General features: G+C 71.7%; 22 protein-coding genes. 6 read left to right on the top strand and 16 right to left on the bottom strand.

The annotated features are described in order from the left end of the window. Positions 1–11: 11 nt before the first annotated feature. Both WME79_RS33340 and WME79_RS33335 read right to left on the bottom strand, forming a co-directional pair. On the bottom strand, positions 12–833 hold the full coding sequence (locus tag WME79_RS33340; RefSeq protein ID WP_437523047.1) for an alpha/beta hydrolase: 822 nt from the start codon (positions 831–833) through the stop codon (positions 12–14). 136 nt (positions 834–969) lie between these two features. Continuing rightward, a complete protein-coding gene (locus WME79_RS33335) occupies positions 970–1,785 on the bottom strand; it encodes a metallophosphoesterase family protein (RefSeq protein WP_437523045.1) in 816 nt (271 codons plus the stop codon). Between the two features lie 324 nt (positions 1,786–2,109). Here WME79_RS33335 and WME79_RS33330 point away from each other — a divergent pair, with 324 nt between their 5' ends. Beyond that, complete coding sequence (locus WME79_RS33330; protein ID WP_437523043.1) at positions 2,110–3,015, top strand: hypothetical protein; 906 nt, start codon at positions 2,110–2,112, stop codon at positions 3,013–3,015. 132 nt (positions 3,016–3,147) lie between these two features. On the opposite strand, the gene WME79_RS33325 is transcribed toward WME79_RS33330, so the two are convergent. From WME79_RS33325 to WME79_RS33305, 5 genes are all read right to left on the bottom strand, one after another. Next, positions 3,148–3,519 (bottom strand): hypothetical protein, encoded by a 372-nt coding sequence (locus tag WME79_RS33325; RefSeq protein ID WP_437523042.1) that lies wholly within the window; start codon positions 3,517–3,519, stop codon positions 3,148–3,150. Positions 3,520–3,585: 66 nt separating this feature from the next. Then, positions 3,586–3,966: a hypothetical protein gene (locus tag WME79_RS33320; RefSeq protein ID WP_437523040.1), complete on the bottom strand. Its 381-nt coding sequence runs from the start codon at positions 3,964–3,966 to the stop codon at positions 3,586–3,588. A gap of 273 nt (positions 3,967–4,239) precedes the next feature. Further along, the gene (locus WME79_RS33315; protein ID WP_437523038.1) at positions 4,240–4,707 is read right to left on the bottom strand and encodes a peroxiredoxin; all 468 of its coding nucleotides are present in this window, start codon (positions 4,705–4,707) and stop codon (positions 4,240–4,242) included. A 120-nt stretch (positions 4,708–4,827) separates the two neighbouring features. After that, positions 4,828–6,036 (bottom strand): serine/threonine protein kinase, encoded by a 1,209-nt coding sequence (locus WME79_RS33310; protein ID WP_437523036.1) that lies wholly within the window; start codon positions 6,034–6,036, stop codon positions 4,828–4,830. 101 nt (positions 6,037–6,137) lie between these two features. After that, a complete protein-coding gene (locus tag WME79_RS33305) occupies positions 6,138–7,532 on the bottom strand; it encodes a hypothetical protein (protein WP_437523035.1) in 1,395 nt (464 codons plus the stop codon). Positions 7,533–7,672: 140 nt separating this feature from the next. On the opposite strand from WME79_RS33305, the gene WME79_RS33300 reads away from it, so the two are divergent. Next, on the top strand, positions 7,673–8,407 hold the full coding sequence (locus tag WME79_RS33300; protein WP_437523033.1) for a hypothetical protein: 735 nt from the start codon (positions 7,673–7,675) through the stop codon (positions 8,405–8,407). A gap of 54 nt (positions 8,408–8,461) precedes the next feature. Here the strand turns inward: WME79_RS33300 and WME79_RS33295 are convergent, their stop codons facing one another. From WME79_RS33295 to recA, 4 genes are all read right to left on the bottom strand, one after another. Beyond that, positions 8,462–9,433, bottom strand: coding sequence for an HDIG domain-containing metalloprotein (locus tag WME79_RS33295; protein ID WP_437523031.1), 972 nt, complete (start codon positions 9,431–9,433; stop codon positions 8,462–8,464). Positions 9,434–9,590: 157 nt separating this feature from the next. Beyond that, a complete protein-coding gene (locus WME79_RS33290; protein WP_437523029.1) occupies positions 9,591–10,451 on the bottom strand; it encodes a hypothetical protein in 861 nt (286 codons plus the stop codon). A 296-nt stretch (positions 10,452–10,747) separates the two neighbouring features. Then, entirely contained in the window at positions 10,748–11,257 is a 510-nt protein-coding gene (locus tag WME79_RS33285; protein ID WP_437523027.1) for a SixA phosphatase family protein, read from the bottom strand. A gap of 20 nt (positions 11,258–11,277) precedes the next feature. Then, complete coding sequence (gene recA, locus WME79_RS33280) at positions 11,278–12,453, bottom strand: recombinase RecA (protein ID WP_437523025.1); 1,176 nt, start codon at positions 12,451–12,453, stop codon at positions 11,278–11,280. Between the two features lie 371 nt (positions 12,454–12,824). On the opposite strand from recA, the gene WME79_RS33275 reads away from it, so the two are divergent. Continuing rightward, positions 12,825–14,126: a protein kinase domain-containing protein gene (locus WME79_RS33275; RefSeq protein WP_437523024.1), complete on the top strand. Its 1,302-nt coding sequence runs from the start codon at positions 12,825–12,827 to the stop codon at positions 14,124–14,126. On the opposite strand, the gene WME79_RS33270 is transcribed toward WME79_RS33275, so the two are convergent. From WME79_RS33270 to WME79_RS33260, 3 genes are all read right to left on the bottom strand, one after another. Next, positions 14,074–16,194, bottom strand: a complete 2,121-nt coding sequence (locus tag WME79_RS33270) for an ATP-binding domain-containing protein (RefSeq protein ID WP_437523022.1) — start codon at positions 16,192–16,194, stop codon at positions 14,074–14,076. The genes WME79_RS33275 and WME79_RS33270 overlap by 53 nt on opposite strands. A 90-nt stretch (positions 16,195–16,284) precedes the next feature. Then, positions 16,285–16,899: a TetR/AcrR family transcriptional regulator gene (locus WME79_RS33265; RefSeq protein ID WP_437523020.1), complete on the bottom strand. Its 615-nt coding sequence runs from the start codon at positions 16,897–16,899 to the stop codon at positions 16,285–16,287. A 73-nt stretch (positions 16,900–16,972) separates the two neighbouring features. After that, positions 16,973–17,707 carry a tyrosine-protein phosphatase gene (locus WME79_RS33260; RefSeq protein ID WP_437523018.1) on the bottom strand — a complete coding sequence of 245 codons (735 nt, stop codon included), beginning with the start codon at positions 17,705–17,707 and terminating at the stop codon, positions 16,973–16,975. Positions 17,708–17,778: 71 nt separating this feature from the next. Between WME79_RS33260 and WME79_RS33255 the strand changes: the two genes are divergently transcribed. Together WME79_RS33255 and WME79_RS33250 are read left to right on the top strand one after the other, a co-directional pair. After that, positions 17,779–18,321 carry a hypothetical protein gene (locus WME79_RS33255; protein ID WP_437523016.1) on the top strand — a complete coding sequence of 181 codons (543 nt, stop codon included), beginning with the start codon at positions 17,779–17,781 and terminating at the stop codon, positions 18,319–18,321. 147 nt (positions 18,322–18,468) lie between these two features. Continuing rightward, a complete protein-coding gene (locus WME79_RS33250; protein WP_437523015.1) occupies positions 18,469–19,695 on the top strand; it encodes an ArsA family ATPase in 1,227 nt (408 codons plus the stop codon). An 81-nt stretch (positions 19,696–19,776) separates the two neighbouring features. Here the strand turns inward: WME79_RS33250 and der are convergent, their stop codons facing one another. Next, entirely contained in the window at positions 19,777–21,552 is a 1,776-nt protein-coding gene (gene der, locus WME79_RS33245) for a ribosome biogenesis GTPase Der (RefSeq protein ID WP_437523014.1), read from the bottom strand. Continuing rightward, positions 21,549–22,481 carry a GTPase Era gene (gene era / locus WME79_RS33240; protein WP_437523012.1) on the bottom strand — a complete coding sequence of 311 codons (933 nt, stop codon included), beginning with the start codon at positions 22,479–22,481 and terminating at the stop codon, positions 21,549–21,551. Before era ends, der begins: the two co-directional genes overlap by 4 nt. Before the next feature lie 852 nt (positions 22,482–23,333). On the opposite strand from era, the gene WME79_RS33235 reads away from it, so the two are divergent. Then, positions 23,334–25,916, top strand: coding sequence for a glycosyltransferase family 39 protein (locus WME79_RS33235; RefSeq protein ID WP_437523010.1), 2,583 nt, complete (start codon positions 23,334–23,336; stop codon positions 25,914–25,916). Positions 25,917–25,922 lie beyond the last annotated feature (6 nt).

The following is a 25,922-nucleotide window of genomic DNA, read 5'->3' as shown; positions in this document are numbered from 1 at the left end:
GGTGCTCTCGCTCAGTGCTTCTGCAGGAAGGCCCGTATCGCTCCGAAATAGGCGGACGCGAAGAGGAGGACATCGTTGTGCCCGGCGCCGTCGATGAGGTGCAGGGCTTTCCTCTCGTGGCGGACGGCAGCATGGTTCTCGCGGGCGTGGTCCGGCGGGAGCAGCGTGTCGCGCGCGCCGTGCAGGACGAGGACCGGGATCTCGACGTTCCTCAGGAGCTCCGGGTTCGAGAAGTTGCGGTGCGCCTCGTCGCGCAGATCGCCGAGGTCGATCTCGAAGAGGGCGAGCAGGTGCCGGACGTCGCTGAACCCGCTCTCGAGGAGGAGCGCGCGGTACGCGTCGCCGCGGTGCGCGGCGATGCGCGACGCCGGGGAGCTGCCGAGCGAGCGGCCGAAGAGCAGCGGCACCGGCGGCCGGTCGAGGCCTGCGGCGCGGCTCTTCTCGGCGAGCTCGCGCTGGAAGAAGTCGGAGACCTTCACGGGGTCTTCACAGAGCGAGCGCATCGTCGGCTGCCCGCCGCTCCATCCGTAGCCGCGGTAATCGACCATGAAGAGGTTGAGCCCGATGTCCTGCCAGCCCTCGGCGATGTCGTCGTAGTCGGGCACGGTCTCGCCATTGCCGTGGAACGCGAGCACGGTCGGATTGCCCGGGTCGGACAGGTGCCAGCGCGCGCCGAGCGTCACCCCGGGGGCAACGGGGATATCGTAGTCCGTCGCGCCGGCGGGCGGGCTCGCGTTCACCTGCCTGGGATAGAAGACGTCGGTGGCGCGAGGATTTGCGTCGAGCGCGCGAAGGAGCTCATCGAGCTGGCTATCGGGGTCGTTCGTCGGCATGGGTCACCGTTCTGCCGAGGTCGGCGGAGGTCGTGGCGCGCAGGATACATCGTGTCGGGGCCGGAAGGTCTGTGGGATGGACGCCCGCGAGCGCGGTGGGGCGGCGTGGAGCCGGGGCGCGCGGCGCGATGGTGGCCTACGTGGTCGCGATGACACCTTGCACCGCGGGCTCACCGTACTCGGCGCCGCCGGTGTGCACGATGAGGTTCGGGAGGATCTCCGCCACGCCGGCGCCGTGGGTGTGGCCGCACAGCACCTCGATCCGCCGCTCCGGGTGCCGCACAGCGGCCTCGCGGATCACCTCGCCTGTGGCCTTGCAGGTGAAATGAGGGAGCCAATCGTCGTTGGAGATCTGGCCTTCGTGCCAGCAAGCCTCCTTGAATGGGGGGACGTGCGTCGCGACGATGACGCGCCGGTACCGCTCGAGGGCCAAGGGCAGGACGCGGCGCAGGTATTCTGCGGCCTCGTCCCCGAGGCGGTGCAGGGCCTCTTTCCGGCGGCGCCGGCCAAGGGAGGCGAGCTCCTGGATGAGCACGTAATCGTTGAGCATGACGGGCGATCTCTCGTAATCGCCGAGGCGGGCGTCGGCCCAGCCGTCGTGGCCGACGAGGGCGGTGTCCGGGCCGAGCTCGACATGGGGGATCGACGGGAGCCACCTGAGCCAGGGGGAGGTGACCGAGAGCTCGGCGGCCATCGTGCGCACGGCGGCGATGCTCCCGCGGTAGAAATCGTGGTTGCCGAGGACGAAGTAGAGCGGGCGCTCGATGGCCTGGGCGACGGTCTCGAGGAGGGGGCGGAGGCTCGCGGCTTCGGCGATGTCGCCGGTGAAGAGGACCGCATCGGAGGCGGTGGCGGCGAGGGTGGAGCAGAAGGCGGTGAGTTCCTCGCGGGAGAGGAAGTTGAGGTGGACGTCGGTCGCCCAGGCGAGGCGGAGCGGGGTCGGCGCGGCCATGAGGGCAGGATAGGCGGGGAGGGGAGGGGGAGCCAGTGAGGTGGCGCGAGAGCGGGAGGCGCTCGCTATGCGGCGGAGTGAGGGCGCTTCTTGTCGGCGGCGACGAGGGGGTGGGGGCGATGGGGCCGCCGCGGTTCAGGGGCGGTGAGCCCTGGGAGGATCGTCAACTGGGCGCGCACTCCCGAGCTTCAATGGGCCGCCGCCTTTCCGTGGCGGAGACCTTTCTCGCGGGTCCGCCATGGCGCCGCCACCCCGGAGTCGGCTCTCTCCTCGCGTGTTCCCGTCGTTTCATGTCGGCACGGTGCGTGCTCGAGGCCCCTCGTCATGCCGACGCTCGAGCACAACGCCCTCGTCGAGATCTTCCGTGAGCACCCGGAGCTCGCGCCCCGCTTTCTCGCGACGCTCTTCCACGTCGAGGTACCGCCGCACGCCTCGGTTGCGGTGGTCGAGTCGTCGCTCGACCAGCTCATCCCTGTCGAGTTCCGCGCCGACCTGGTGCTCGAGCTTCGAGACGCGAGCGGCGCGCTCGCGCTGGCGATCGTCCTCGAGGTCCAGCGCAACGAGGATCCCGACAAGAAGTTCTCGTGGCCGACGTACGTCACGGCCGTGCGCGCCAGGAAGCGCTGCGGCACGGTCGTCCTTGTCGTAGCGCCGGACGCGGGCGTGGCCACCTGGGCGGCGGAGAACATCGACCTCGGTCTGGGGCTGGGCCACGTCGAGCCGCTGGTGCTCGGTCCAGCCGTGGTCCCCGAGATCACCGACCCTACCGAAGCCGAGAGGGAGATCGAGCTCGCCGTGCTCTCGGCCGTGGTGCACGGCAACGGGCCGAACGGGCTCACCGTGGTCCAGGCCGCGCTCGCCGCCCTCGGTCGGCTCGACCAGGAGCACGCGGCGGTCTATTTTCAGGTCATCTGGAACGGGTTGCGTGAGCCCATGCGGCGGGCTCTGGAGGCGTTGGTCATGGAACGGCAGATCGAAGGCGAGGCAACTTTTCCCCCGTTCGTGCAGAAGCTCATCGACCGCGGCAAGCTCGAGGGCCTGCGTGAGGGCTTGCGTGAGGGCGAGCTCAAGGCCAAGAGGGGCACGCTGCTCCGGCTGCTCGCGCGTGCAGGGATCGTGCTCGCCGAGTGCGAGAGCGCGCGCATCCAGGCATGCACGGACATCACGACCCTCGACCGCTGGATCGATAACGTTCTCGGGGCGAAGGATGCCACGGAAGTGCTCTCCTGACGGTGGACGAAAGCGGCCCGACGAGGCGATGAAACACGGTCTCCAGATGTCTTCGTGAGAGCATGAGCGGCCAGCGGCTGCACCCCGCCGTCGATGGCTGTGCGTCGCTGCCGATCTTGTGCATTCATGGCGTCATGGCGATAGCCCGCCTGTCCCGTCCGCCTCCAGCGAGTCCGCGAGCGCGCAGCGCGCGAGTCCTGCCTTCTTGGCCTCTTCGCGCAGCATTGCCCCCTGCTCTGCGGCCCCTTTTACGCTGAGCATCGTGCGGAGCTCAATTCCATCGGGGCTCTCGACGTGCTCTGTGATCCACGCCGACCGCATCTGCCCGACGCTGATAGGATCGGCCTCCGGGTCGAGCCCGGCTCTCCTGTCGACATCGCACATCATCGCGACCGCCTCGGGGAACGTCTGTCCGCCCGGGGCCGGGGCCTTCGCCTCGGGAGCTGAGCTGCAGGCGGAGAGGAAGGCAGGAAGGAGCAGGGGCAAGAGGGGATCGGGGCGCATGCTGCCTTCGACAGGAGAGGGCGCCTCGGCTTGGCAGCGATCATCTCGCCCTGGTGCGCCCGTCAGCTACTCGCCCGTGCCCCCGTCCACCGCCGGGACGAGCTCGATATCGACGTTCTGAGGCAGGAAGCTCTCGCACTCCTCGTTCATGACGGGCGCGAGCGTCTGCTCGAAGTCGTCGTAGCCTGTCCCCGAGATCTTCACCCACGTCACCCCGGCCGTCCACAGCTCGCAGACGAGCGCCTCCAGCGCTTCGGGAGGAGGCTGCGCGCGATCGACGGCGCACACCAGGTTGGCCTCGTCGAGCGTCTTCCAGGTGGTCGGATCGCTCAGGACGAAGATCGGCTCGTCCGCGGCGCTCCACGCGATGTGAACGGTGGTGTCTGGCGGGACGGTGGCGCCTCTCGCGCGCACGGTGATGGTGAACAGCGCCTGTCTTGGCCCCATCGGACAGCCGCTTGCGTCGCCCGTACTCGAGCCGACAGACCCGCCGCCCCCGGAGCCTTTACAGGCGCCCACCACCGAAGCGGTCGAGAGCGCCGCCGCGGCGATCGCCGCGAAGGCCGTGAGCGATACGATTCGACCGGAAGCAAAAGGAGGGCGTGCTGCCACAAGGGCGACAGGGTAGGGGCGACATGCCAGCAAATCCAGCGTGAGCAAGTTTTTGCGCAGGTGGAGCGTCCTCCTCCCTGCGCCCTGCCCCCGCAGGCCTCGCGGCTTTCAGGCCTGGGCCTTGAGCTCCGCGATGTCCTTGAGGAGGGCCTGCTCGTGCCCGTCGGGCTTCACCTTCAGGTAGGTCTTTCGCAGCACGCCCGACGGATCGATGACGAATGTCGTCCGGTCCCAGTACAGGGTGCCTTTCCACTCGCTCTGCCCGACGCCCGCGGCCTTGAGCACCTCGTGGCGCGTGTCGGCGAGCAGGTCGATGGTGAACGAGAACTTGTCGCAGAAGCTCTTGTGCGACGTGACGTCGTCCTCGCTGAGGCCGACCACGGCGATGTTGGCCTCGTCGAAATCGGCCTTGGAGGCCGTGAACGACTTGCCCTGGATCGTGCATCCCGGCGTGTCGTCCTTCGGATAGACGTAGAGGACGAGCCATTTGCCCGCGAAATCTTCGAGCTTCACGGTCTTGCCGTCCTGGTTCGGCAGGGCGAAGCGCGGAAACGGCTTTCCAATCTCGACGCTCATCTTCTCTGTGCCTTTGCTGTGGGCCGGAGGAAGGCTCCTCCTGGCCGGTGACGGGTCATGGGATGGGACGGATGGGACAGCGCAGCGGCGCGGACGCCACGTCGCTGTCCGCGCAGGGATCTAGCGCGGGATGAGCCCCCGGAACCAGGCCGTCACCGAGGACGACGACTCGTCCTGGTGGAGCGAGTCCGGGCCTTCCAGCTCGTCGGCGAGCCCCCCGAGCGGCCCTTCGCTGCGCGGGGGCGGCGAGCTCGGGTGCTCCTCCCCGTGGTTCAGGATCGTGGCGCCCTCCAGGGTGGGCAGCAGGCTCAGGCCGCTGCCGCCGGCGGTCGGCTCCTTGGTGAGCGACTTGAACTCGAGGAGCATCATGTCGATGAGCTCGGCGATCTTCTGCGTCCCGTCGACCGCCCGTGCCGGCCCGCCCTTGGCGCGCTCCACGAGCGCGGCGACGTCGTCCTCGCTCACCGGGCGGCCGTAGCGGTAGAGGAAGCGGGTCAGGTCGCGCCCGAGCTCGCGCGCCGACAGGTAGCGAGCCCCCGGGTCGCGGGCGAGCGCGCGGCGGATGATCTGCTCCAGCTCGCGCGGCACGTCGCTGTTGATCTGCTGGAGCGAGGGGACCACCGCGTCGCGCACCAGCCGCACCGTGATGTAGTCGGAGTCGCCGAGGAACAGCCGGCGCCCGGCGAGCATCTCCCAGAGGATGATCCCGAGCGCGAAGATGTCGACGCGCTGGTCGACGCCCTGCTCGAGCACCGTCTCGGGCGCCAGGTAGCCGAACTTCCCCTTGATGATGCCCGCGTCGCTCTCGGCGAGCTGGCTCGACGCCTTCGCGAGCCCGAAGTCCACGATCTTCACCTCGCCGTAGCGGGTGATGAGCACGTTGGCCGGGGTGATGTCCCGGTGCACGATCTGGAGCGGTTTTCCGTCCCCGGTCGCGAGATCGTGCGCGTAGGCGAGGCCCTGGCACATCTTCGCGGCCATGAAGGCGGCCACCTCGACGGTCATCGGCCGGCCCACCTTCTTCTGGTGATCGAGGAGGGCCCTCAGGTCGGCGCCGTCCACGTACTCCATCACGATGAAGTAGGTGCCGTCGCCGACGCCGATGTCGAACACCGACACGACGTTCGAGTGCGAGAGGTGCGCCGAGAGGCGCGCCTCGTCGAGGAACATCGCGATGAACTGCTCTTTCTTGCTGAGCTGCGGCAGGACGCGCTTGATCGCGACCTGCTTCTTGAACCCTTCGATCCCCGCGCTCTCGGCGACGAAGACCTCCGCCATGCCTCCGGAGGCGAGGCGCTTGATGACCCGGTACCGCTGCTGCTCGGACATGCCCTGTCTATCGTCCTCCCGCCCCGTGCCGCCTGGCCGTCCAGTTTAGCGGCTCGGGGCTCGCCGCGGATCAAATCCACAAGGCGGCACGCCCCCTCGGGTCATCGGAACGTGGCGAGCGCCGCGACCGCCGCGAAGGAGAGCCCGACGAGCGCGGCGAGGGCGAGCACCGACAGCAGCGGCTCCGCCCGCACGGCGGCGAGCAGCCGGTCGCGATCTTCCCTGGACAGCGGCGCGCCATGGGTCCCGTCCTTGCCCTCGCCGCCCGAGGCGGCGGCGACGTGCGCCTCCAGGCGGCGCCGCGCGGTGCGTGATCGCAGCGCGAGCAGCAGCACCTGGACCACCGCGGACGCGGCGAGGACCAGGAGGCCAGCGCGCCGCGCATGCGAGGCGCGGGCCCGCTCGCGCGCCTCGGCCGCCGGCATCCCGTCCGCGAGCAACTCCACGCGCCGCGGCGAGGCGGACGCCACCGCGGACGCGATCGGCCAGGCCACCGTGCCCACGCCCTGCTCGTAGGGGTCGCTCGCGACCACAGCCCAGTCCGCCTCCCCGGGCGCGAGGCTGTCCGGGAGCGTCACCCTGCCCGAGAAGAAGCCCGCCCCGTCGGCCACGAGCGGGACGATCGTCCCGAGCGCACGGCCGCGCGCACCTCCAATCGAGACATAGGCGCGTGGCCTCGGCGTCGGGGAGATCAACCGGAGCTCGGGCCGTTCACCATCGAGACCGCCCGGATCGAGCCAGATGGCTCCCGGGATCACAGGCAGCTTCCCTTCCCAGGTGCCGCTCGCGATCCGTGTCCCTGGTGGTGCGCTCCCCGGGCGGGTCGCGCGGAGCGTGAGCTCGACCGTGTGCGCCAGCGGCTTGAGCGTGAGCTCCGCGGCGCCGCGCGCATCGGCCGTGATCTGCGCCGGACCGCTGCCGTGCCCCTCGATCTCTGCCCCGACGGTGCTCGCCTCGAGGCGCGCCCCTGCCGCGGGTGTTCCGTCCTGCGTCTCGATCGCGACGCGCACCCGCTCCGGGAACGGAGCTGCCAGGGCTCCCCGCGCCGCCGCGACCTGCAGGCGGAGCTCCCCGTGCGCCGCGCCTGGCAGCGCGCTCGTCTCCGCCGCTGGGAGCGGAGGCAGCAGCGGGAGCTGCCGCTCCAGGAGCGTGTCGCTGCCCAGCGCGATCCGCACGGTCACCGGCTCCTGCAGCCCCGCTGGCGCGCGCAGCCGCGCCTCGCCGATGCCGTCCTTGTCGAGCGAGCCGGTCCATCGTTCGAGCGGCGACCCTGCGGACGTGGCGCTCACCTCGATCTGCGGGATCGCCGCCGGATCGTCGGCGCCGTGGAGGCGGCGCATCCCTTCGACGCGGAGCGCCAGCGCCCCGCTTCCGGCGACGGGCGTCCCCCACACCCTCACGCCGGTGGCCATGCGTGGCGAGCCTGGCCCCAGGATCGCGAGGGCTGCGAGCCCGATGCCCAGCGCGGGCAGGACGTACGTCGCTGCGTTGGGCATCGAAAGCATCGCTGTCCCAGCATACCTCTCCGTCCTTGCGGCGCGGGCGGGGTGCGGCTCCCGTCTGGCTGCTCGCGTAGAGCGCTGGCCTGGGCTGAGCCCCTTTGCGTCCGGGCGTCTCCTCCGATAGGAAGCCGCCGATGGCAGCCGATAGACCGGTGAAGCGCAAGCGCAAGGGTTCGGGGACCACGGGGCAGGGCGGTGAGGTCGTGTTGCGGCAGCGGACCGATCCGCGGAGCGAGCGACGTTTCGAGCCGAAGGCATCGCTCGAGCTCGGCCTCACGATGCTTGGCATGTCCGTCGCGGCGCTGCTGGCCGGGGCGGGTGTTTACGGCCAGTGGTTCCGGGGCGAGGACGCAGGGGCGCACCCGGCGGCCACGTACCTGCTCCTCGGCGCCTTGCTCCTCGGGGCGGCGGTGGGGCTCTTCGGTCAGTGGTCGATGAAGACGCTTCGTGTCGGTGATGCCGGCGTGGGGCTAGAGAGCGGACCTGGCGAGATCGAGCGCATCGGCTGGCACGATGTCACGGGCCTGTTGCTCACGGAGACGGCGCTCACGGTCCAGGGCAGCGGCACGGCGATCGCCATCCCGCTGCGCGCGCATCTCCCGGCGGCCGCGCGCGTGCTGGCCGAGGCGAGGGTGCGTATCCCCGCGCGTGCGGCTGACATCAAGGAAGGCGCGCTGCCTCCGCCTGACGATGCCGCCGGCGAGGTGCGCTCGCTGGAGCCGCCGCAGGTCGCCGGCCTCCGCTGCAAGGCGACCGACAAGCTGATCGCCTTCGAGGCCGACGCCCGTCTCTGCGGCCGTTGCGGCGAGCACTACCACAAGGAAGGCATCCCCCAGCGCTGCGTCACCTGCAACGCCCCGCTGCGCTGACCGATCGCCCGCACAGGAGGCGGGCACCCCGGCTTCCCTACCGCGCGCCGCCGGTCAGATCCCGAATCGCCCTGCGTGCTCGCGGAGGAAGGCGATGTAGACGTCCGCCTCTTGGTGCGACGCCACCTCGCCCGTCTCGACCGCCTCCTCCAGCGCGCGCTTGAGCTCGCCGATCCGCCGCGACGGCGGCAGCCCGAACGCATGCATGATGGCGTCGCCGATGCCGCTCGGCAGCGGCGGCACCACCGCGTCCTCCGCCTGGACCTGGAGCACCCGCTCGGCGAGCTCGCTGATCTGCTTCAGCCCCTTCCGCTTCTTCTCGGGCCGCTTCGTGGTGATGTCCGCCCGCGACAGGTCGAGCACGTCCTTCAGACAGCTGCCCATCTCCTTGGCGAACCGGCGCACCGCGCTGTCGGTCCACGACGCGTCGTACTGGCTCGCCCGGAGGTGGTGCAGGATCAGGAAGCGGATGCTGTTCTTCAGCGCCTCCTCCTTCGTGAAGAGCGGCAGCCGCCGGTCGATCTTGTCGAACATGCGCGCGCCGACCTCGGCGTGACCGAAGAAGTGGACCTCGCCCGTCGGCGAGATGGAGCGCGTCCTTGTCTTGCCGATGTCGTGGAGCAGGGCCGCCCAGCGGACCTCTAGCCTCGGGACGGCCTGACGCACCACCTGCTTCGTGTGCTTCCACACGTCCTTGTGGCGCCACTCCCCGTCGCCGAAACCCACCATCGCCTCGACCTCGGGCAGCATCGCGGCGAGGGCGCCCGACTCGAGCAGGGCGTCGAGCCCGGCCTCGGCGTCGTCGCTCATCATGACCCGGTCGAGCAGCTTGCGGACATCGGGCAGGTAGGTGGCGGCCGCGGCCTTGAAGTCGGCGGGCCGCCCGGAGATCACCCTGGACGAGGCGCATGGCTCGGCGCCCGCCTCGGGCTGCTCGGCCTCTGCCTTCTCTGCTCGCTGGACGGCCCACTCGAGGGCCTCCATCGCCCGCTTCGGGCTCGCTTCCTGGGTGAGAATCTCCTGCACGCTGGCCTTCCACACTTTCGAGGTTACGGGATCGCCCACGGGGCGCCTGCTGGCGCGGCCCGTACGGGGGTTCGCGGTTTAGAGCCAGCCGCACCTTCGCGCAATGGTTCGTCGCTCGGCACCGCCGGATGCCGTGCGTCCGCAGGCGATGGATGCGTCAGGTGCGGAGCAGCCGCCCCACGTGGTCCGTCTCCCAGGCGAGGGCGCGCTCGTAGTCGCGGAAGAGCCGCTCGCGGGCGAGGAACTGGGGCGGATGGAGCATCCGGCGCCCGTTGCCGTGGCTCGCCGGCATCACGTGGTGGATCATCTCGTGGTAGATGACGTAACAGATGAAGTAGCGGGGGACCCAGGGCCGGTCGAGCACCGGGTGGATGCGGATCAGCCGCTCGACCGCCGAGTAGCTCCCGAGCTTGATGGTGCGCCGCGGCTTCCGCGCCTTGGTCCGCTTGCCCCAGGTGATCAGCGCGTCGACCCCGCCGCCGAAGTACCCGTGGTTCAGCTTCTGGAACAGGATCAGCAGGTCGTGCGTCCGCCCCTGCGTCGTGAGCGGCGTGCTCACCGGCCGGCTCGCCCGGATGCGATGGCCGTTCTCGTCGATGTACTGGCCGACCACGAGCGAGGCGGCCCGGTCCTGGGTCACCACGTACCGGACGAGCGCCTCTTGAACGAGCGCCGGCGCGTCGAGGAACATGTGGTGGACGCGCGCCTGCAGGATGCCCTCCCGGAGCGAGGAGGAGATCATCTGCCGGTAGTTGTCGGTCACCGAGAGGAGGACCGGCCGCTTCTGGGCCAGCTCCAGCCGACGGATGAGCGCCTGGCGCGCCCCCTCGTGCACGTAGATGTGCGGCTGGCCCGGCGGCAGATCGATGTCGATCGGATGGTGACGGGGGTCCGGCACCCGGACGACCGCCCGGGAGACACGCGGCAACAGGGAAGTACGCGCCACGCCCTTCCCACCGCTGCGCGACAGACGGCCTGGAGGGGGTTGAGCGAAGGGGAAGGCCATCTGTCCCGCCATCTCAATCCTCCTTATTTGGGCGTATTCTCGGGTGGGATCCTTGTCAAGCGAGCGGCCGAGAACATCGAAATCATTCGGATTTGTGACTATGTAAGCGGGTGGCCGATCCCTCCGGAGGGAGAGGGAGGGCGCCCCGGCCGCCGCTCGCCAGTGATCTGGATTTCCTCTGCAATTTCATGAGCTTGTAGTGAAGGCCGCGAGAGCATGCTCCGGTCGGGCCGTCTTCCGCCTCGGACGCGCGTCTTCTGCTCCTGCTCTCTCTCCCGCCATGACACGTCGCGTACGCAGCGCCTCCCTCATCGTGAGGCGAGCGCCCGGGGATCGAGGATCTGCGTCATGCGCCAGCGGCCCTGCGCGCGCTGGGAAGGCTCCGGCTCGAGGGCGACGACCAGGGCGGTACAGAAGCCGGCAGGGAGCAGCGCTGTCGCGCCCCGGCCGGGCGTGTCGAGGAGCGTACGGACGAGGTGCTCCACGTTCGGTTGGTGCCCGACGAGCAGCGCATCGGCGCCGCCTCGGGCGAGCGCGGCGACCAGCGAACTCGGGAGCCCGGCATCGAGCGCGAGCTCGTCCCGGAGCTCGACCTCCGGCGCACCGCAGATCGGCGCCGCGATCTCGGCGGTCTCTCTCGCACGCGCGAGGGGGCTCGCGAGCACCAGCGGCAGCGGGGCGCCGCCCCGGAGGCGGTGGAGCTCGAGCGAGACCCGCGCCACGCGCTCGCGGCCCTCGGGGGTGAGCCTCCGGTCCGCGTCGCGCCCGCTGGTCGCCCGCTCCTCCGCCGGGCCGTGCCGCATCACATAGAGGTGCATGGCGTCGGGGGCGGCCAGCGTCAGTTCGTCTTGCCCGGGGGACGGCGGGCGTCCTGGCCGGACGCGGCTGCCTCGCCGCGACCCTTCGCCTGCGCGGGGGCCTCGGCCGCGGCTCCGCCCTTCGGGCCGGGGCTCGCGGCGCCGTTCGTCGGGGCGGCCCCGCCGACGCGCGAGATGCCCTGCTTCGCGAGCACCATCGACTCGATCTTATCGAGGATCGCCGGGTGCTGCTCGAGGTAGGTGCGGGCGTTCTCCCGGCCCTGACCGATGCGCTCGCCCTGGAACGAGAACCAGGAGCCGCTCTTCTCGATGATGCTCGCCTCGGTCGCGAGGTCGATGACGTCGCCGCTGTGGCTGATGCCCTGGCCGTACAGGATGTCGAACTCCACCTCGCGGAACGGGGGAGCCATCTTGTTCTTCACGACCTTGACGCGGGTCCGGTTGCCGACGACCGCCGGCTCCTTGCCGCCGGCGGCGGCCTCCTTGATGGCGCCGATGCGGCGGATGTCGAGCCGGACCGAGGCGTAGAACTTGAGGGCGTTGCCGCCGCTCGTCGTCTCGGGGCTGCCGAACATGACGCCGATCTTCATCCGGATCTGGTTGATGAACATCAGCAGGCACTGCGAGCGTGCGGTCGTTCCGGTGAGCTTCCGGAGCGCCTGGCTCATCAGCCGGGCCTGGAGGCCGACGTGGCTGTCGCCCATGTCGCCCTCGATCTCGGCCTTGGGTACGAGCGCGGCGACGGAGTCGACGACGATGATGTCGACGGCGTTCGAGCGGACCAGCATGTCGGCGATCTCGAGCGCCTGCTCGCCGTAGTCGGGCTGGGAGATGAGCAGCTCGTCGGTCTTCACGCCGAGCTTCTTGGCGTAGGTCACGTCGAGGGCGTGCTCGGCGTCGATGAACGCCGCCGTCCCGCCCGCCCGCTGGATGGCCGCGATGGCGTGGAGGGTGAGGGTCGTCTTGCCGCTCGACTCCGGCCCGTAGATCTCGACGATGCGGCCGCGCGGGTAGCCGCCGATGCCGAGGGCGATGTCCAGGCCGAGCGAGCCGCTCGGCACGGCCGCGACCTCGTCGTGCAGCGTCTGCCCGTCCTTGAGGCGCATGATCGCCCCCTTGCCGTACTCCTTCTCGACGCTGGCGATCGCGAGCTCGAGGGCGGCAGACTTCTGCTTGGTGTTCTTCTCGTCACTCATGCGTACCTCGGGAGGGAGCGATAGGAGGGGGGCGACGACGGGGGACCGCGGAGGTGGACCCACGACGCGCGGGGCAACAGTTTCCGGCAGCTTTACTGTCCGGTTGTTCAGGAATCAAGACCCCCGCATCCCGGATAGGACCGAAAACGTCCGAGCAGCGGGCTGGCCCGGCAGGCGCTCCGAGGCGATGACGTCGCGGTCGGAAGTGGTTCCTGGTTGAGGTTGAGTCTCACAACCAGGGCAACAATCGTGATCGTCGCACACCGGGAGCACTGGCGGCCTCTTCAACTGTGGGCCACATCTTCCGCGTGGGGGGCGGGGGGCGCTTTTTCCCGGGGTTTTCCCTGGGCCGGTACGAACTCGTCCTGCGGGTGGCCGCAGGCGATGTGGGCGAGGTCTGGGCGGCGCGGCTGAGGCGGGAGCACGGGTTTCAGCGGCTCTTTGCGATCAAGGTGCTTCGCCCAGAGCTCTCGCCCGATCCCGACGCTGTCCGGACATTCCTCGACGAAGCCGCGCTGGCCGCGCGCGTCAGGCACCCGAACGTGGTGCCCGTCGTGGATCTGGGCGAGACGGACGGCACGTTCTTCTATGTCATGGAGTGGGTGAGCGGGGAGCCGCTCTCGTCGGTGCTGCGCGCCGCGCGCGGGCGCCCGGCGCCGGTGCTCGTCGCGGCGAGGCTCGCCTACCAGATCTGCGCGGCCCTCGACGCCGCGCACGAGCTGCGGGACGAGGGCGGCAACCCCCGGGAGCTCCTGCACTACGACGTCTCGCCGGACAACGTCCTCATCACGTCCGAAGGGCTCGTCCGCATGGTCGATTTCGGCATCGCGAAGCTCGAGGAAGGGCGGATGTCCGAGCGACTGCCGGAGGCGCTGCGCGGCGACGGCGGGCGCCCTTTGACGGTGGGCGCGGCGGGCGCGGCGGCCGGCGAGGGGGGCGCGTTCCTGTTCCGGAGCAGCGCGCCGTACATGGCGCCGGAGCACATCCGGGGGCAGCCGTGCGATCGGCGGTCCGATCTCTTCGGGGTCGGGGTGCTCCTCTACGAGCTCCTGTCGGGCGCTCATCCCTTCCAGGCCGACGACAGCGAGAGCACGATGACCCACATCGCGAGCGAGCGGCCTGCCGCGCCGCTGTCGTCGCGGGCGGTCCCGTCCCGGCGCGGGTTCGCGGAGCGCCTGAGCGCGCCGCCGCCGCCCGAGCCGATCCCGCCTGCGCTCGACCGCCTCGTCTCCGAGGCGCTCGCCAAGTCGCCCACCGCGCGCACGGCGACGGCAGCGAAGCTCATGCGCGCGCTCGAGGAGGCGATCCCGGGCGCCGCGAACCCGGGCAACGACGCGCTCGTCGCCAGCTGGCTCGGACAGATCCTGGGCGACGCGTCCCACCTGCGCACGCAGCAGCTGCGCGCCGCGCTCGAGTCGCTCGATCCCGGGGGCCGCTCGGCCGACGACGAGGTGGAGCCTCCGCCCGCCCCGCGGCGCTGGCTGCAGGCGCTGCTGGTGTTCGGGGCCGCTGTCCTGGGGGTCGCGCTCGCCGGGAGCGCGGCGGTGAGGGACAGCCCGCTCCCTCCCGCCGCCGTCTCCGCGCCGGCCGGACCTCGCCCGCAGGGCGCCGCGGCGAGCGTCAGCTCGCCCCCACGTCGCCGAGGAGCGGCGACCACGCCGCTCCGGAGATGAGCCAGAGCTGGTGCGACGTCCGCGTCACCGCGACGTGGAGCCGCCGGCGGGCCTCGTGGTTCACCGGGTAGGCCGCCGCGGTCGCGTCGGGCACGACGACGTAGTCGAACTCGAGCCCCTTCGCGCTGTCCACGTCGGTGACGTCGATGCCCGGCTCGAACGAGAACGCTCCCTCCAGCACGAGCCTCGCCTCCGGCAGGTCCGCGATCAGCGCGTGGAGCTCCCGCGCGGCGCCTGCGTCCCGCGCGGTGACCGCCACCGAGGCGCGGGGCTCCCGCCCGACGAGATCGCGGAGCGCGCCGGCGAGGAACAGGTGCGCCTGCGCCTCGCTCGGGAAGCGGAAGAGCCCGACCGGCGCGCCGTCCCGGGCCGCGCGCGCGGGCGCCTCGGGCGCGAGCTCGCCGAGGAGCCGCCGCGCGAGCTCCGTCACAGGCCGCGGGCACCGGTACGACACAGCGAGGCGGCAGGTCGCCGCGTCGCCCACGCCGAGCGCCGCTCGCGCCGCGTCCCACCCGGCGAAGCTCGAGGAGGTCTGCTGCGCCTCGTCGCCGGCGAGCGTGACGCTGCGCGTCTCGCCAAGGAGCTTCCCCAGGACGAACAGCTCGAACAGCGAGAAGTCCTCGGCCTCGTCGAGCACGAGGTGCGACCACCCCGCCCCGTCCAGGCCGCGGCGAGCGGCGCGAAGGAAGAGCAGGATCGGCAGATCGTCGATGTCGAGCGTCCCCGCGAGCTCGTCCGGCGTCCCTTCCGCGATGGCGCGGCCGTCGAGCGCCCGCTTCATCGAGGCCACGGTGATCGAGGCGAGCTGCCGCTCGAGCGGCTCGGCGATCTGCAGCAGGGTGTGCCGGACGGTCTCTTCGACGGCGCTCCTCGGGAGGTCCCCGCCCGAGGCGGCGACGACGCCCTCGAGGAACCCGCGATCCGTGAAGACGTCGGCGAGGCGGCGGCGCAGCCGCGGGAGCGTCGTGTTCGCCGGGGCGAGCTTGGCGAATCTCTCGCGCAGCGCGCCGTAGAGCGCCGGGTGGCGCTTGAGGCTGGAGACGAGCGCCGGGGGATCGTCGCACAGGGCGATCGGCTTGCCGAAGACCTCGCGCGCGGTCGCCGACGACCAAGCGTCGAGCGTCTTCACCTGGGCCTCCCCCGCGCCGAGCGGCGAGAGCAGGCGGCGCGACAGCCGCGCGAGGCCCTCCTCGGGGACGACGACGTTCATGGCCGAGAGCGGGCAACGTGCCGGATCCAGCGCGGCGATCCTGGCGAGGCGGTGCAGCGCCACGGTCGTCTTTCCGCTCCCGGCGCTGCCGAGCACGAGGAGCGGCTGCTCGGGGGGCGCGCACACGGCGGCGTACTGATCGGCGTCGAGCAGAGCGGTGACGTCCGCGGCCTTCGCGTGGTCCAGGGCGCCGGCGCCGACGCCGAGGCTCCCGGGGCGGGCGGCCGTGCCTGCGCCGCCCGGCTGCATGGCGAGCGCCGCGCGCTCCGCGAGGGTCCATCGCCCGTCGCCTCGCCGCGTCAGGACGAGGCCGTCGCCGACGATCCGGGTGAGGGCGCCGCGCTCCACGACGACGATGCGGCGCGCCTTCACGACGCCCTCGGCCACGCGCCCCGGGAAGGCCTCCTCGTACTCGTCGCCCTCGCGGTACCGGTAGAAGATCTGAGCCACCGGCGCGACGCGCCAGTCGAGGATGCGCACGTCGGCCGACGGATCCAGGAACGTCGCGTGGCCGAGCAGGTAGTCCTTCGCCCCTTTGCCCTCGTCGACCCGGAGGTGGGCGAGGTACGGGCTGAGCGGGTCGGGCAGCGCCTCCCTGGGCTCCTGCTCGATAAGGCGCTGCCGCACGCTCATCTCGAGGAGCACCGCCGGCAGATCGTCGGCCGAGGCCGCGGCGGCCTCGTCGCGGAGCTCCCGGAGCGCCGCGACGGACCTGAGCTCGCGCGGCGCGCGCCCGCCGACGCGCGAGGCGCGCTCCTGCGCCCGGTCCAGCGCGGCGCGCACGCGCTCGAGGAGCGTGGCCTCTTCCTCGAGGACGGCGCGCGCCTCGACGGGCAGATCAAGCGTGCTCTCCAGCATGATGGGCCTCCTTGCGCCCCTCGCCTCCGCGAGGGGTCGAGCTCGATGGGTGAATGGTTCGTTCACTTTTGAGGCGAGGCGAAGAGAAGGTTACGCGAAGAAGCTCCTGAGTCCGGCAAGGTGGTATTTCGAGTAACCGTGGACCGCTTCTCGGATGGCGGCCTCGTCCTCGAAGCGGGCGAGGGCGTTCACCATCGTCCTGACGAAGCCCTGGTAAATCTGGTCCAGGTTGAACCGCATCGCCTCCGTCACCGAGAGGCAGGGGTCGAGGGCGCGGAAGTGCTCGGTGGCCAGCGCGATGAGGCGTTCGACCGTCTCCTCGGAGAACCGCTCGTACCTGGAGCCGCCGGCCCGCCCCAGGAGGATCACGACGCGCAGCCTGTTCTCGACGCAGAAGCGGAGGAGCTCCTCGGAGATCAGGTGGTAGGCGGCCGTCGGCGGGAGCGCCCGGACGTCCTCCACGCCGTCGAGCGCCTTCACGCGGCGGCGCAGTAGGATCGTGAAGGCGCGGGCGAAGCCGTCGTCGACGATCCCATAGAAGAGCGCGTCCTTGTTCGCGAAGTACCGGTAGATGTTGCCCGTCGAGACGCCGGCCGCCCGGGCGATCTCGGCCATGGTCGCGCTCTCGTACCCCTTCCGCGCGAAGATCGTCAGCGCGGCGGAGGTGATGCTCTCCTGGACGTCGTCTTTGAGGTACTGCGCCATGGCGAATAATGAACGTTTCGTTCACTTATAGCGATGGGCGCCGGCCCGTCAAGCGAGCGGGCGGATCACGGCCTCAGGGGTCGACGGTGCCTTCGAGGATCGCGCGCGGGCCGTCGATGAGCATGAAGCTCGCCTCCTCCTCGCCGACCCTGGCGAAGAGGGCCTTGATGCCGTCGCGCACGTCGGGGACGTCCTTTGCGGTGTGGGCGTCGCTGCACGCGGCGTAATAGTAGCCGGCCTCGATCAGCTGCTCGGCGGCCCGGCGGGGGGTGCGCCCGTACTTGCCGGTGAGCGCCGCGACGTCGAGGAGGAGCACCGCGCCCGCGTCGAGCAGCGGATCGAGCGAGGAGATGTCGTCGAAGACGGGCTCGTAGCGCTCCGGGTGGGCGATGACGGGGCGGAGCTTGCGGCGGCTGAGGTCGAAGATCCGCTCCGCGGCCCGGGCGGGGAAGCTCCGGGTCGGGAACTCGACGAGCGCGGCGCGGCCGCCCGGAAAGGGCAGGGCGCTGCCGTCGAGGAGACGCTGGAAGACGATGTCGTCGAAGAAGTGCTCCGACGAGAGATCGAGCGCGGGCAGGTCGCGCGCGCCGCTCGCGGCCCGGAGCGCGGCGCAGGTCGCGTCGTAGGCGGCCTGGAGGCCCTGCCGGGTGTTGTCGAACATCCCGGGGCGCATGTGCGGCGTCGCCACGACGGTGTCGAACCCGGCGCCGCGGAGCGCGGTGAGGAGGGCGAGGCTCTCCTCGACGGTGCGGGCGCCGTCGTCGACGCCCGCGACCCAGTGGGAGTGCAGATCGATGAAGCCGCGCATCGTCGATCCGAACTTAGCAAAGTTGGCCGCCCTCGTGCGCTGCGACCATCCTTCGCGTCGAGGAGGTGTTCGTGTCGCTCTCGTTATCGAACCAGCAGCTTGTGCCTCAGCTCGCGTCGGACGGCTGCGCTGGCGCCCAGCGCGGCGGCAGGCCGGGAGGCCGCGCAGAGCGCCCGGTCGATCCCGGCGCGATCTCGATCGAGCAGGGCACATCGGCCCTGGATGAGGGGATCCCCACCTCCGAGCGGCGGCGCCGCCGCAGCGACGATCCGGTGACCGCGCTGCACTACCAGCTCTCGACGACCCGCGCCGAGGCGAACCTGGACGTCGTGGTCCTTGTGGACGACAGCGGCTGCCTCGTCGCCGGGGCGGGCGCGTGGCCGGCGTGCGAGGAGCTCGCCGCCTACGCCCCGCTCCTCGCCAACCCGGACGCCGTGCAGAGCGCGGCGGTCGGCTCGCGCATCGCCACGCTCACCACCGAGGTCGAGGTCCAGAGCCTCTCGGTGGAAGGCGGCGAGGTGCTGCTCTGCGGCCGTGGTGGCACGGCAGAGCGTGGCGCCTCCATTGCTCGGGCCGCTGCGGGGTGTTTGCGCATCCTCCGCGCCGCCGCCTGAGCGGTCGCGACGCCGCAGGCTGAGCGGTCGCTGCGCCGCAGGCTGGACGGTCGTGACACCGCAGCTGGGCGCTCGCGACGCCGCAGGCTGGGCGCTCGCACCCCCTCGGTTCGTGCTACAAGGGGCCGCGGCCTCAGGTCGCGCGCAATGCCCGGCCCGCTCGCACCCCCTCGGAACAGCCCGCCCGCCGCCGACGCGTCCCTTCAGGCAGACCACGCCGGTCTGGCCCCGCTGCTCGCCTCCCGCAGGGTGATCCTCTGCGTCGGCTGCGGCGGCGTCGGCAAGACGACCACGACTGCAGCGCTCGGTCTGGCCGCTGCCCGCCGCGGCAAGCGCGTCCTTTGCCTGACGATCGATCCGGCGCGCCGGCTGTCCCAGAGCCTCGGGCTCGAGGAGATGACGACCGAGGCGCAGAAGATCGAGCCCGCCCGCTTCGCCAGGGCGGGGGTCGACGTGCCGGGCTCGATGACGGTCATGATGCTCGACACGAAGTCGACCTTCGACGGCCTCGTCGCGTCGCTCGCCCCGACGCCTGAGCAGCGCGACCGGATCCTCGACAACGTCCTCTACAAGTACATCTCCACGTCGCTCGCGGGCACGCAGGAGTACATGGCGATGGAGAAGCTCTACGCCGTTCGGAGCGACCCGAGCTACGACCTCGTCCTGCTCGACACGCCGCCCACGGCGAACGCGCTGGATTTCCTCGACGCGCCGGAGCGCCTCGTCGGCGCCATCGACGGCGCGGCGACGCGGTGGTTCGTGCAGGCGTTCCAGAGCTCCGGCAAGCTCTCGCTCAACCTGCTGGCGCGCTCGACCGCAGCGGTGCTGCGGGGCATCGGCAAGCTGACCGGCAGCGGCTTCCTCGAGCAGATCGCGGCGTTCATCAGCGAGATGAACGCGGTCTTCGGCGGCTGGAAGCAGCGGGCGGACGCGGTGGCGTCGGCGCTCCGCGGCCCGGACGTGGCGTACGTGCTCGTCACGACGCCCGATCCGCTCTGCGTGCGCGAGGTGCTGTACTTCGCCGATCGCCTGCGCGAGCAGCAGATGCGTCGCGACGCGTTCGTCGTGAACCGCGTCCACCCGGTGTACGGCGCGCTCCCCGGCGTCGGCGAGATCGCCGACGCGCTCGAAGGGAGCAGCCTTGCGCTCGCCTCCGGCGCCGCGGCGCGCCTGCTTCAGGCCGCCAAGGACGAGAGCCGCATGGGCAAGCTCGACCAGCTGAACCTGATCGCCCTCGAGGCGGCGCTCGAAGACGAGCAGAGCGGCGGCAGCGTCCGCGTCGACGTCCCGGCGTTCCCGTACGACATCCACGACGTGGCCGGCCTCGCGAGGATCGCCGACGTGCTGGCGCCGCTGCCCGGGGCGGCGGGGTAGCCAAGGGCAGCTCGTCCGTTCTTCTGGCTGCCCCGGGGTAACTCGGAACGGTCTGGAGGAGGCAGCTGGGCTGCCCCCGGCCTACCCCCGCCGCCTGCGCTCCTTGTACTTCACACGGACCGGCACGCCCTCCAGCCCGAACGCCTGCCGGAGCTGGTTCGCCACGTAGCGCCGGTAGCTGAAGTGGAGTTTGTCGGGATCGCTCGCGACGACGACGAACAGCGGCGGCGACGTCTCGGCTTGCGTGACGAAGAACAGGCGGGGCGCGCGCCCGCCGTGCGTGGGCGGCGGGTGCGTGAGCAGGATCTGCTCGAAGAAGCGGTTGAGCTCCCCGGTGGGCACGCGCTTCCGGTAGGCGTCGGCCACCTGGGCCACGGTCTCGATGAGCTTCGCCACGCCGCGCCCGCTGCGCGCGCTCACGTGCGCGATCGGCGCCCACGGCACGAACGAGAGCTTGTCGCGGGCGTCCTGCTCCGCCTTGGTGAGCGTCTTGCGATCGAGGAGATCGATCTTGTTGAGGCCGATCACGACGCCGCACCCGCGATCGACCGCGAGGCCGAGGATCTTCGCGTCCTGCTCGGCAACACCCTCGGCCGCGTCGCAGAGCAGGAGCACGACATCCGCCCGCTCCATGGCGCGGATCGCGTGGATCACGCTGACCGCCTCGACGGCGCTGTCCTCCTTCGCCACCTTCGACTTGCGCCGGATGCCGGCCGTGTCGATGAGCAAGAACCGCTTCCCGTCGCGCTCGGCCAGCGTGTCGATCGGATCGCGCGTCGTGCCGGGCGTCGCGTCGACCAGCATGCGCTCCTCGCCCGCGATGCGGTTGACGAGCGACGACTTCCCCGCGTTGGGCCGCCCGATGATCGCGATGCGGAGCGCCCCGTCGGCCGACTCCTCGGGCGCCGCGGGCTTCTCGGGGAGCGCCGCCTCGATGGCCATCTCCAGATCCGAGATCCCGCGGCCATGGAGGGCGCTGATCGGGATGAGCCGCTCCATCCCGAGGCGGTACAGCTCCGCCGCCTCCACCTCGGCCTTTGGCGAGTCCGCCTTGTTGGCGACGTAGATCACGGGCTTGCCCGCGCGGCGCAGCAGGCCGAGCTCGGCGTGCTCGGACGGCGTGACCGGCGTCACGGCGTCGAGCACGCACACGATGACGTCGGCCTCGGCGATGGCGAGGTCGATCTGCCGCTTGATCCCCTGCCGCATGGGATCATCGCTCTCGGGGTCGAACCCGCCCGTGTCGACGAGCGTGAAGCGCCGTCCCCGCGAGGTGACGTCGCCGTAGTGGCGATCGCGGGTCACCCCGGGCTCGTCGTGCACGATCGCGACGCGCTTGCCGATCAGCCGGTTGAACAGCGTGCTCTTGCCGGTGTTGGGCCGCCCGACCAGCGCCACGATCCCGGCTGACGGGGGCAGCGCAGGCGCATCGGCCGCGGCGTCCTCGGCGGCCGCGATGACCTCCTCGGCGAGCTCCGCCTCGAGCTCCTCCCTGTCGTGCGCCGCCTCGTGATCGATCGGCTCGGCGAGAGCACGGCCCTTGCTCGAGCCTGATCTGCTGCCCTTCTTCGATCCGGCGGCGCTCTTGCCGGGCGCCGCCGCGCTCTTTCCGGGAGCGGCAGCGCCCTTGCCGGGCGCCGCTGCTCCCTTTCTGGAAGCGACAGCGCCCTTGCCGGGCGCCGCCGCGCGCTTTCCGGGAGCGGCAGCGCCCTTGCCGGAGGCGGCAGCGCCCTTCCTGGGAGCGACGCCGCCCTTCTTCTTCTCGGGGGCGTCGCCCTTCTTCGCCGTCCGCCCGCCTCCGGCAGCGCTCTGGCTGCGCTTGTTCGATCTGGAAACGGCTGGCTTTGCCGCGCTCACGAGGTCTCTCCCTTGTTGTAACCGAGCTCGTCCAGTCGCTCCCGCGACTCACGCCACTCCGGCGTCACCCGGACCCAGAGCTTGAGGTTCACCTGCCGGCCGACGAGCTCCTCTATCCGGAGCCGAGCCTCCGTGCCGATGCGCTTCAGCTGCTCCGCGCCGGCGCCGATCAGGATCTTCTTCTGCCCGGGCCGCTCCACGTGGATGGTCGCGTCGATGTGCAGCGCGCCCTCGCCTGTCGGCTCGACGTAGCGCTCGATCTGCACGGCGCTCGCGTGGGGCACCTCGGCCTTGGTCGCACGCAGGATCTGCTCGCGCACGTACTCGGCGGCGAAGAAGCGCGTCGGCCTGTCGGTGAGCTCATCGGGCGCGAAGCCCCAGTCCCGCTCGGGGCAGAGCTTCGCCACCTCGTCGAGCACGCGCTGGACGCCGTCCTCGCGCAGCGCCGAGATGGGGACGATCGCCGCGAAATCCCGGAGCTTGGCGAACGCGTCGAGGAGCGGCAAGATCAGCGCCTTGTCCCGCATCCGGTCGACCTTGTTGAGCACGAACACCACCGGCGCCTCGCTCCCCAGGTCCGCGAGCAACGTCAGATCGCCCGGGTGCGGCGCGAGCGGCGGGCCGTCCTCGCCCTCCTTCACACGCCGCGGCAGGCGGGCGGGATCGGGCGCTTCGGCCACGAACACGATCACGTCGGCGCCCCGCGCCGCCTCGCGCGCCGCCTGATTCATCACGCGCCCGAGCTCCGTGCGCGGCCGGTGCAGGCCGGGCGTGTCGAGCAGCGCGATCTCCGCTGGGCCGTGGTGCACGACCCCGAGGATCGCGTCGCGCGTCGTCTGAGGCGTCGGCGAGACGATCGCGAGTGGATGGCCGAGCGCCGCGTTCAGCAGCGTCGATTTGCCCACGTTGGGGCGCCCGACCAAGGCCACGCGCCCGGATCGCCTCGGCAGCGCGGCGTCGGCCTCATCCGTCTGCCTCGGCTCGGCGGCCTTCCTGCGCTGTTGCTGCGCGGCGCCTCGGCTGGCGGGCCTCCCGCCCGGGAGCGGCCGACCCTCCGCGCCGCCTCCCGCGCGGGGCCCACGCCCTGCCCGGCCGCGGGCCGCGCCGGAGGAGCGCGCCGTGGAGCCCCTCTGCTTGGCCGTCTTCTCCCCCTCGCCCCGCTCTGCAGCGCGCGCCGCGCCAGCCCGCCGCTCCTTGCCCGGCTCTGCAGCGCGCGTTGCGCCGGCCCGCCGCTCCTTGCCCGGCTCCGGAGCGCGCGTTGCGCCGGCCCGCCGCTCCTTGCCCGGCTCTGCAGCGCGCGTCGCGCTGCCCTGCTCGCTCGCGCGTCGCGACCTGTCGTCGGCGTGCGCCTGATTTTCGCGCCGGGGAGGGCGGCCTCGCGGGATCGCCGCGTCGCTCGCCTGGGGGGCTTCGCTGGATTGCGCTCCCCGGCGGCTGCCTCGGCTGTCTTTCTTGGCAGGACGGGGGCCGCGGGGAGCCGATGCGGGCTTCGGCGCCTGCGGGCGCGCTTTCGCGCCCTGGGGCGCGCTCTGGGGACGGGCTTTCACCACGCCGCGCGCGATAGCAGACGCCCAGGGGGGCTACAAACGCTTCCCCACGATCCGTGGTCACGCGCGCGCGAAGGCGGTAAGGGGATGCCCTGCATGTCGAGCGTCCACCGAGGGGACCCACAGCGCGGAGCCCCGCCCGCCGCCCCCGACCCGCACGCCAGCGGAGCCCCGCCCCGCGCCGAGGTGCCCCCCCTCGAGGCGCGCTCGGCTGAGATCGGTGACGCGCCGGCCATGGACCGCGGCCGCGCGGCCGCCGGGAGCGGGCGCGCCGGCCTCGCGAGGCTCGCGGCCCTCGCGCTCGCGGCCCTCGCGCTGCTGCCCCTCGTCGGCAAGAGCGGCATCTGGGACCCTTACGAGCTCGACCGTGCCGACCTGGCCCGCCGCATCGCCATCCACGTCTTCGGCGCGCGCGGCGTGGATCTCGCGGACGCTCCCGGGCAGCTGCCGACCCTGACCGATCTCGGCATGGGCGAGCTCGGGTTCACCTCGATGGCGCTCGGCTTCCGCGTGTTCGGTCTGCACGACTGGGCCGGGCGCCTCCCGCTCGCGCTGTGGGGGCTCGCCGGCGCGCTCGTGCTCTACGAGTTCCTCGCCCGCCTCGTCGATCGAAGGGCCGGCCTGTACGGCGTCGCGGTGCTCGTGACGATGCCGCTCTACGTGATGCAGGCGCGCACCCTGCTCGGCGACATCGTCACGATGGCCGCGCTCACGATGGCGTTCTGCGGGCTGACCGGCGCGCTGCTAGAGGGCGGGCGAGGGGCGCAGCGCGGCGCCCTGCTCGCGTCGGCCGCGTGGCTCGCCGTGGGGATCCTCGGCGTCGTCGCCGGATACCTCAGCCGCGGCCTGCTGATCGGGGTCGCCGTCCCCGCGCTCGGCGCCGGCCTGACCTGGTTCCTGCTCCGGACGTCCGGCGCCTGGCCCGCGCCAGAAGGCCAGGGGCCCACGCTGGGCGACCTCGTCGGCGCCGCCGCGCTGGTGCTCGGCGTCGCGGCGGCGGCGCAGGGCGCCCTCGTGCTCGCGAGCTCGAGCGCCGGCGAGCCGCTCCCCCGCGCCCTCGGCGTGGCGCTCCTCAAGAAGCCGCCGGTCGAGTCCACGTTCGATCTCACGCTGCGCCAGCTCGGCCATGCCCTCTTCCCGTGGAGCGCCTTCCTGCCGTTCGCCGTCGGCCGGCTCTTCCGAGCGCCCGCCGCGGACCGAGCGGGCGAGGTCGTCGCCCCCGGCCTCGATCGCGAGGCCGGCGTCCGCATCGCCCTGATCGTCACGTCTGCGCTCGCCTACGGCGCCTTCGCCCTCCTCGCGCCGCACGCCGGGGCGCTCCCGTTCAGCGGCCCCGCGCTCCTCGCCGCCATCGCCGCGCTCGCCATCCGCGATCTCGAGCGCGGCGCCCCCTCCTCGCGAGCGCTCGCCGTCGGCTGCGCCGTGCTCGCCTTCGTCCTCTACCGCGATCTCGTCACCTCACCGGACAGGGCGCTCAGCGTCTTCTCGGTGGACAAGCCCGTCTTCCCGAAGAGCTTCGAGGGCGAAGCGGCCTCGGCGATGCGCTTCGTCCTGCTCGCGTTCGCCGGCCTCGTCGCGCTCACCTGGTTCGAAGAGCAGCCCCGCGAGCTCGATCGCAGCTTCAGCGCGTGGGCGCGGCGCCTCCTCGATGAGGTGCACGCCGGCGCCTCGGAGCTCGCTCGCATCTGGAACGGCAACCTGCTCTTCCTGCTCATCGTCATCGAGGCGGCGCTCGTCGGCGTCGGCGCGATGCTCTTCGTCGGCAAGCGCATCGGGTGGGGCACCGTGGCGACGATGCCGAACCACCTCGCCGCGTACGGGATGAACGCCTGGTGGGCGCTGCCCATGCTGCTCGCGGCGAGCCCCGTGCTGCTCCTCGTGGCGCGCGACGCGTTCCGCCACGCCGTCGCGCGCGCCTCCATTCCACGCGCCGTCGGCACGCCGCTCGCCGGTCTCGTCGCCGGCTTCGCGCTGAGCTTCTGGTACTATCCGGCGCTCGCGGCCCAGCTCTCCCCGAAGGAGGTCTTCGCGTCCTACGAGTCCCTGCGCCAGCCCGGCGAGCCGCTCGCGACGCTCGGCGTCCGGAGCCGCACGGCGGCCTATTACCAGGGCGGCGAGGTCACCTCGTTCACCGATGCCCTGCAGGCGTTCGACTGGCTCACCGCCGCGGGGAGCTCGGTGGACGGCGCCGCCGCTCCGGCCGCGCCCGCCGCTCGCCGCTGGCTCGTCGTGAAGTCCGACGATCTGCCCCGGTTGAACAGCCTCTTTCGCAAGCGCTACCGGCGCAACCTGCCCGTCCTCGACGGCCGCTCCAGCCAGATCCTGCTTGCGTCGAACGAGCTCGGAGGCAGGCCGAACGAGAGCTGGCTCGGACGTATCGTCCTCGACGAGCCCGCCGCTCCGGAGAACCCGCTCGATGCGATGTTCGAGGATCAGCTGGAGGTGCTCGGCTGGGAGCTGACCGACGACGACGGCCAGAAGGTCTCGAGCGTCGTCCCTCAGAAGGGCTACCACCTGCGGACATACCTTCGGGTCCACCGGCCGATCACCGGCAACTGGAAGATGTTCGTTCACATCGACGGGTTCCAGCGCCGGTACAACGGCGACCATCCCGTGCTCGAGGGGCGCTACCCGCTGAGCCTGTGGCAGCCGGGCGACGTCATCGTGGACGACCACGAACTCCAGCTCGAGCCCAACTTCACCCCGGGCGACTACACGCTCTACTTTGGCCTCTTCGCCGGTGAGACGCGCTTTCAGGTGACGCGCGGGCCCGAGCACGAGGACCGCGTCCGCGGCGGCGTCATCCGCGTGCGGTGAGCTGCC

This window comes from Sorangium sp. So ce726 (assembly GCF_051521405.1).
Taxonomy (GTDB): domain Bacteria; phylum Myxococcota_A; class Polyangia; order Polyangiales; family Polyangiaceae; genus Sorangium.
The sequence above is the reverse complement of the archived record's forward strand: the minus strand, read 5'-3'. Positions and strand labels throughout refer to the sequence as shown.

Bases quoted from the DNA above. Each gene is read 5' to 3' on its own strand.
- WME79_RS33270 (WP_437523022.1), bottom strand. From the start codon at position 16,194: ATGCTGGAGAGCACGCTTGATCTGCCCGTCGAGGCGCGCGCCGTCCTC.
- WME79_RS33315 (WP_437523038.1), bottom strand. From the start codon at position 4,707: ATGAGCGTCGAGATTGGAAAGCCGTTTCCGCGCTTCGCCCTGCCGAAC.
- WME79_RS33310 (WP_437523036.1), bottom strand. From the start codon at position 6,036: ATGTCCGAGCAGCAGCGGTACCGGGTCATCAAGCGCCTCGCCTCCGGA.
- WME79_RS33260 (WP_437523018.1), bottom strand. From the start codon at position 17,707: ATGCGCGGCTTCATCGATCTGCACTCCCACTGGGTCGCGGGCGTCGAC.
- WME79_RS33335 (WP_437523045.1), bottom strand. From the start codon at position 1,785: ATGGCCGCGCCGACCCCGCTCCGCCTCGCCTGGGCGACCGACGTCCAC.
- WME79_RS33300 (WP_437523033.1), top strand. From the start codon at position 7,673: ATGGCAGCCGATAGACCGGTGAAGCGCAAGCGCAAGGGTTCGGGGACC.
- WME79_RS33235 (WP_437523010.1), top strand. From the start codon at position 23,334: ATGGACCGCGGCCGCGCGGCCGCCGGGAGCGGGCGCGCCGGCCTCGCG.
- WME79_RS33290 (WP_437523029.1), bottom strand. From the start codon at position 10,451: ATGGCGGGACAGATGGCCTTCCCCTTCGCTCAACCCCCTCCAGGCCGT.
- WME79_RS33265 (WP_437523020.1), bottom strand. From the start codon at position 16,899: ATGGCGCAGTACCTCAAAGACGACGTCCAGGAGAGCATCACCTCCGCC.
- WME79_RS33325 (WP_437523042.1), bottom strand. From the start codon at position 3,519: ATGCGCCCCGATCCCCTCTTGCCCCTGCTCCTTCCTGCCTTCCTCTCC.
- WME79_RS33330 (WP_437523043.1), top strand. From the start codon at position 2,110: ATGCCGACGCTCGAGCACAACGCCCTCGTCGAGATCTTCCGTGAGCAC.
- WME79_RS33305 (WP_437523035.1), bottom strand. From the start codon at position 7,532: ATGCCCAACGCAGCGACGTACGTCCTGCCCGCGCTGGGCATCGGGCTC.
- recA (WP_437523025.1), bottom strand. From the start codon at position 12,453: ATGAGTGACGAGAAGAACACCAAGCAGAAGTCTGCCGCCCTCGAGCTC.
- WME79_RS33340 (WP_437523047.1), bottom strand. From the start codon at position 833: ATGCCGACGAACGACCCCGATAGCCAGCTCGATGAGCTCCTTCGCGCG.
- WME79_RS33250 (WP_437523015.1), top strand. From the start codon at position 18,469: ATGCCCGGCCCGCTCGCACCCCCTCGGAACAGCCCGCCCGCCGCCGAC.
- WME79_RS33320 (WP_437523040.1), bottom strand. From the start codon at position 3,966: ATGGGGCCAAGACAGGCGCTGTTCACCATCACCGTGCGCGCGAGAGGC.
- WME79_RS33285 (WP_437523027.1), bottom strand. From the start codon at position 11,257: ATGCACCTCTATGTGATGCGGCACGGCCCGGCGGAGGAGCGGGCGACC.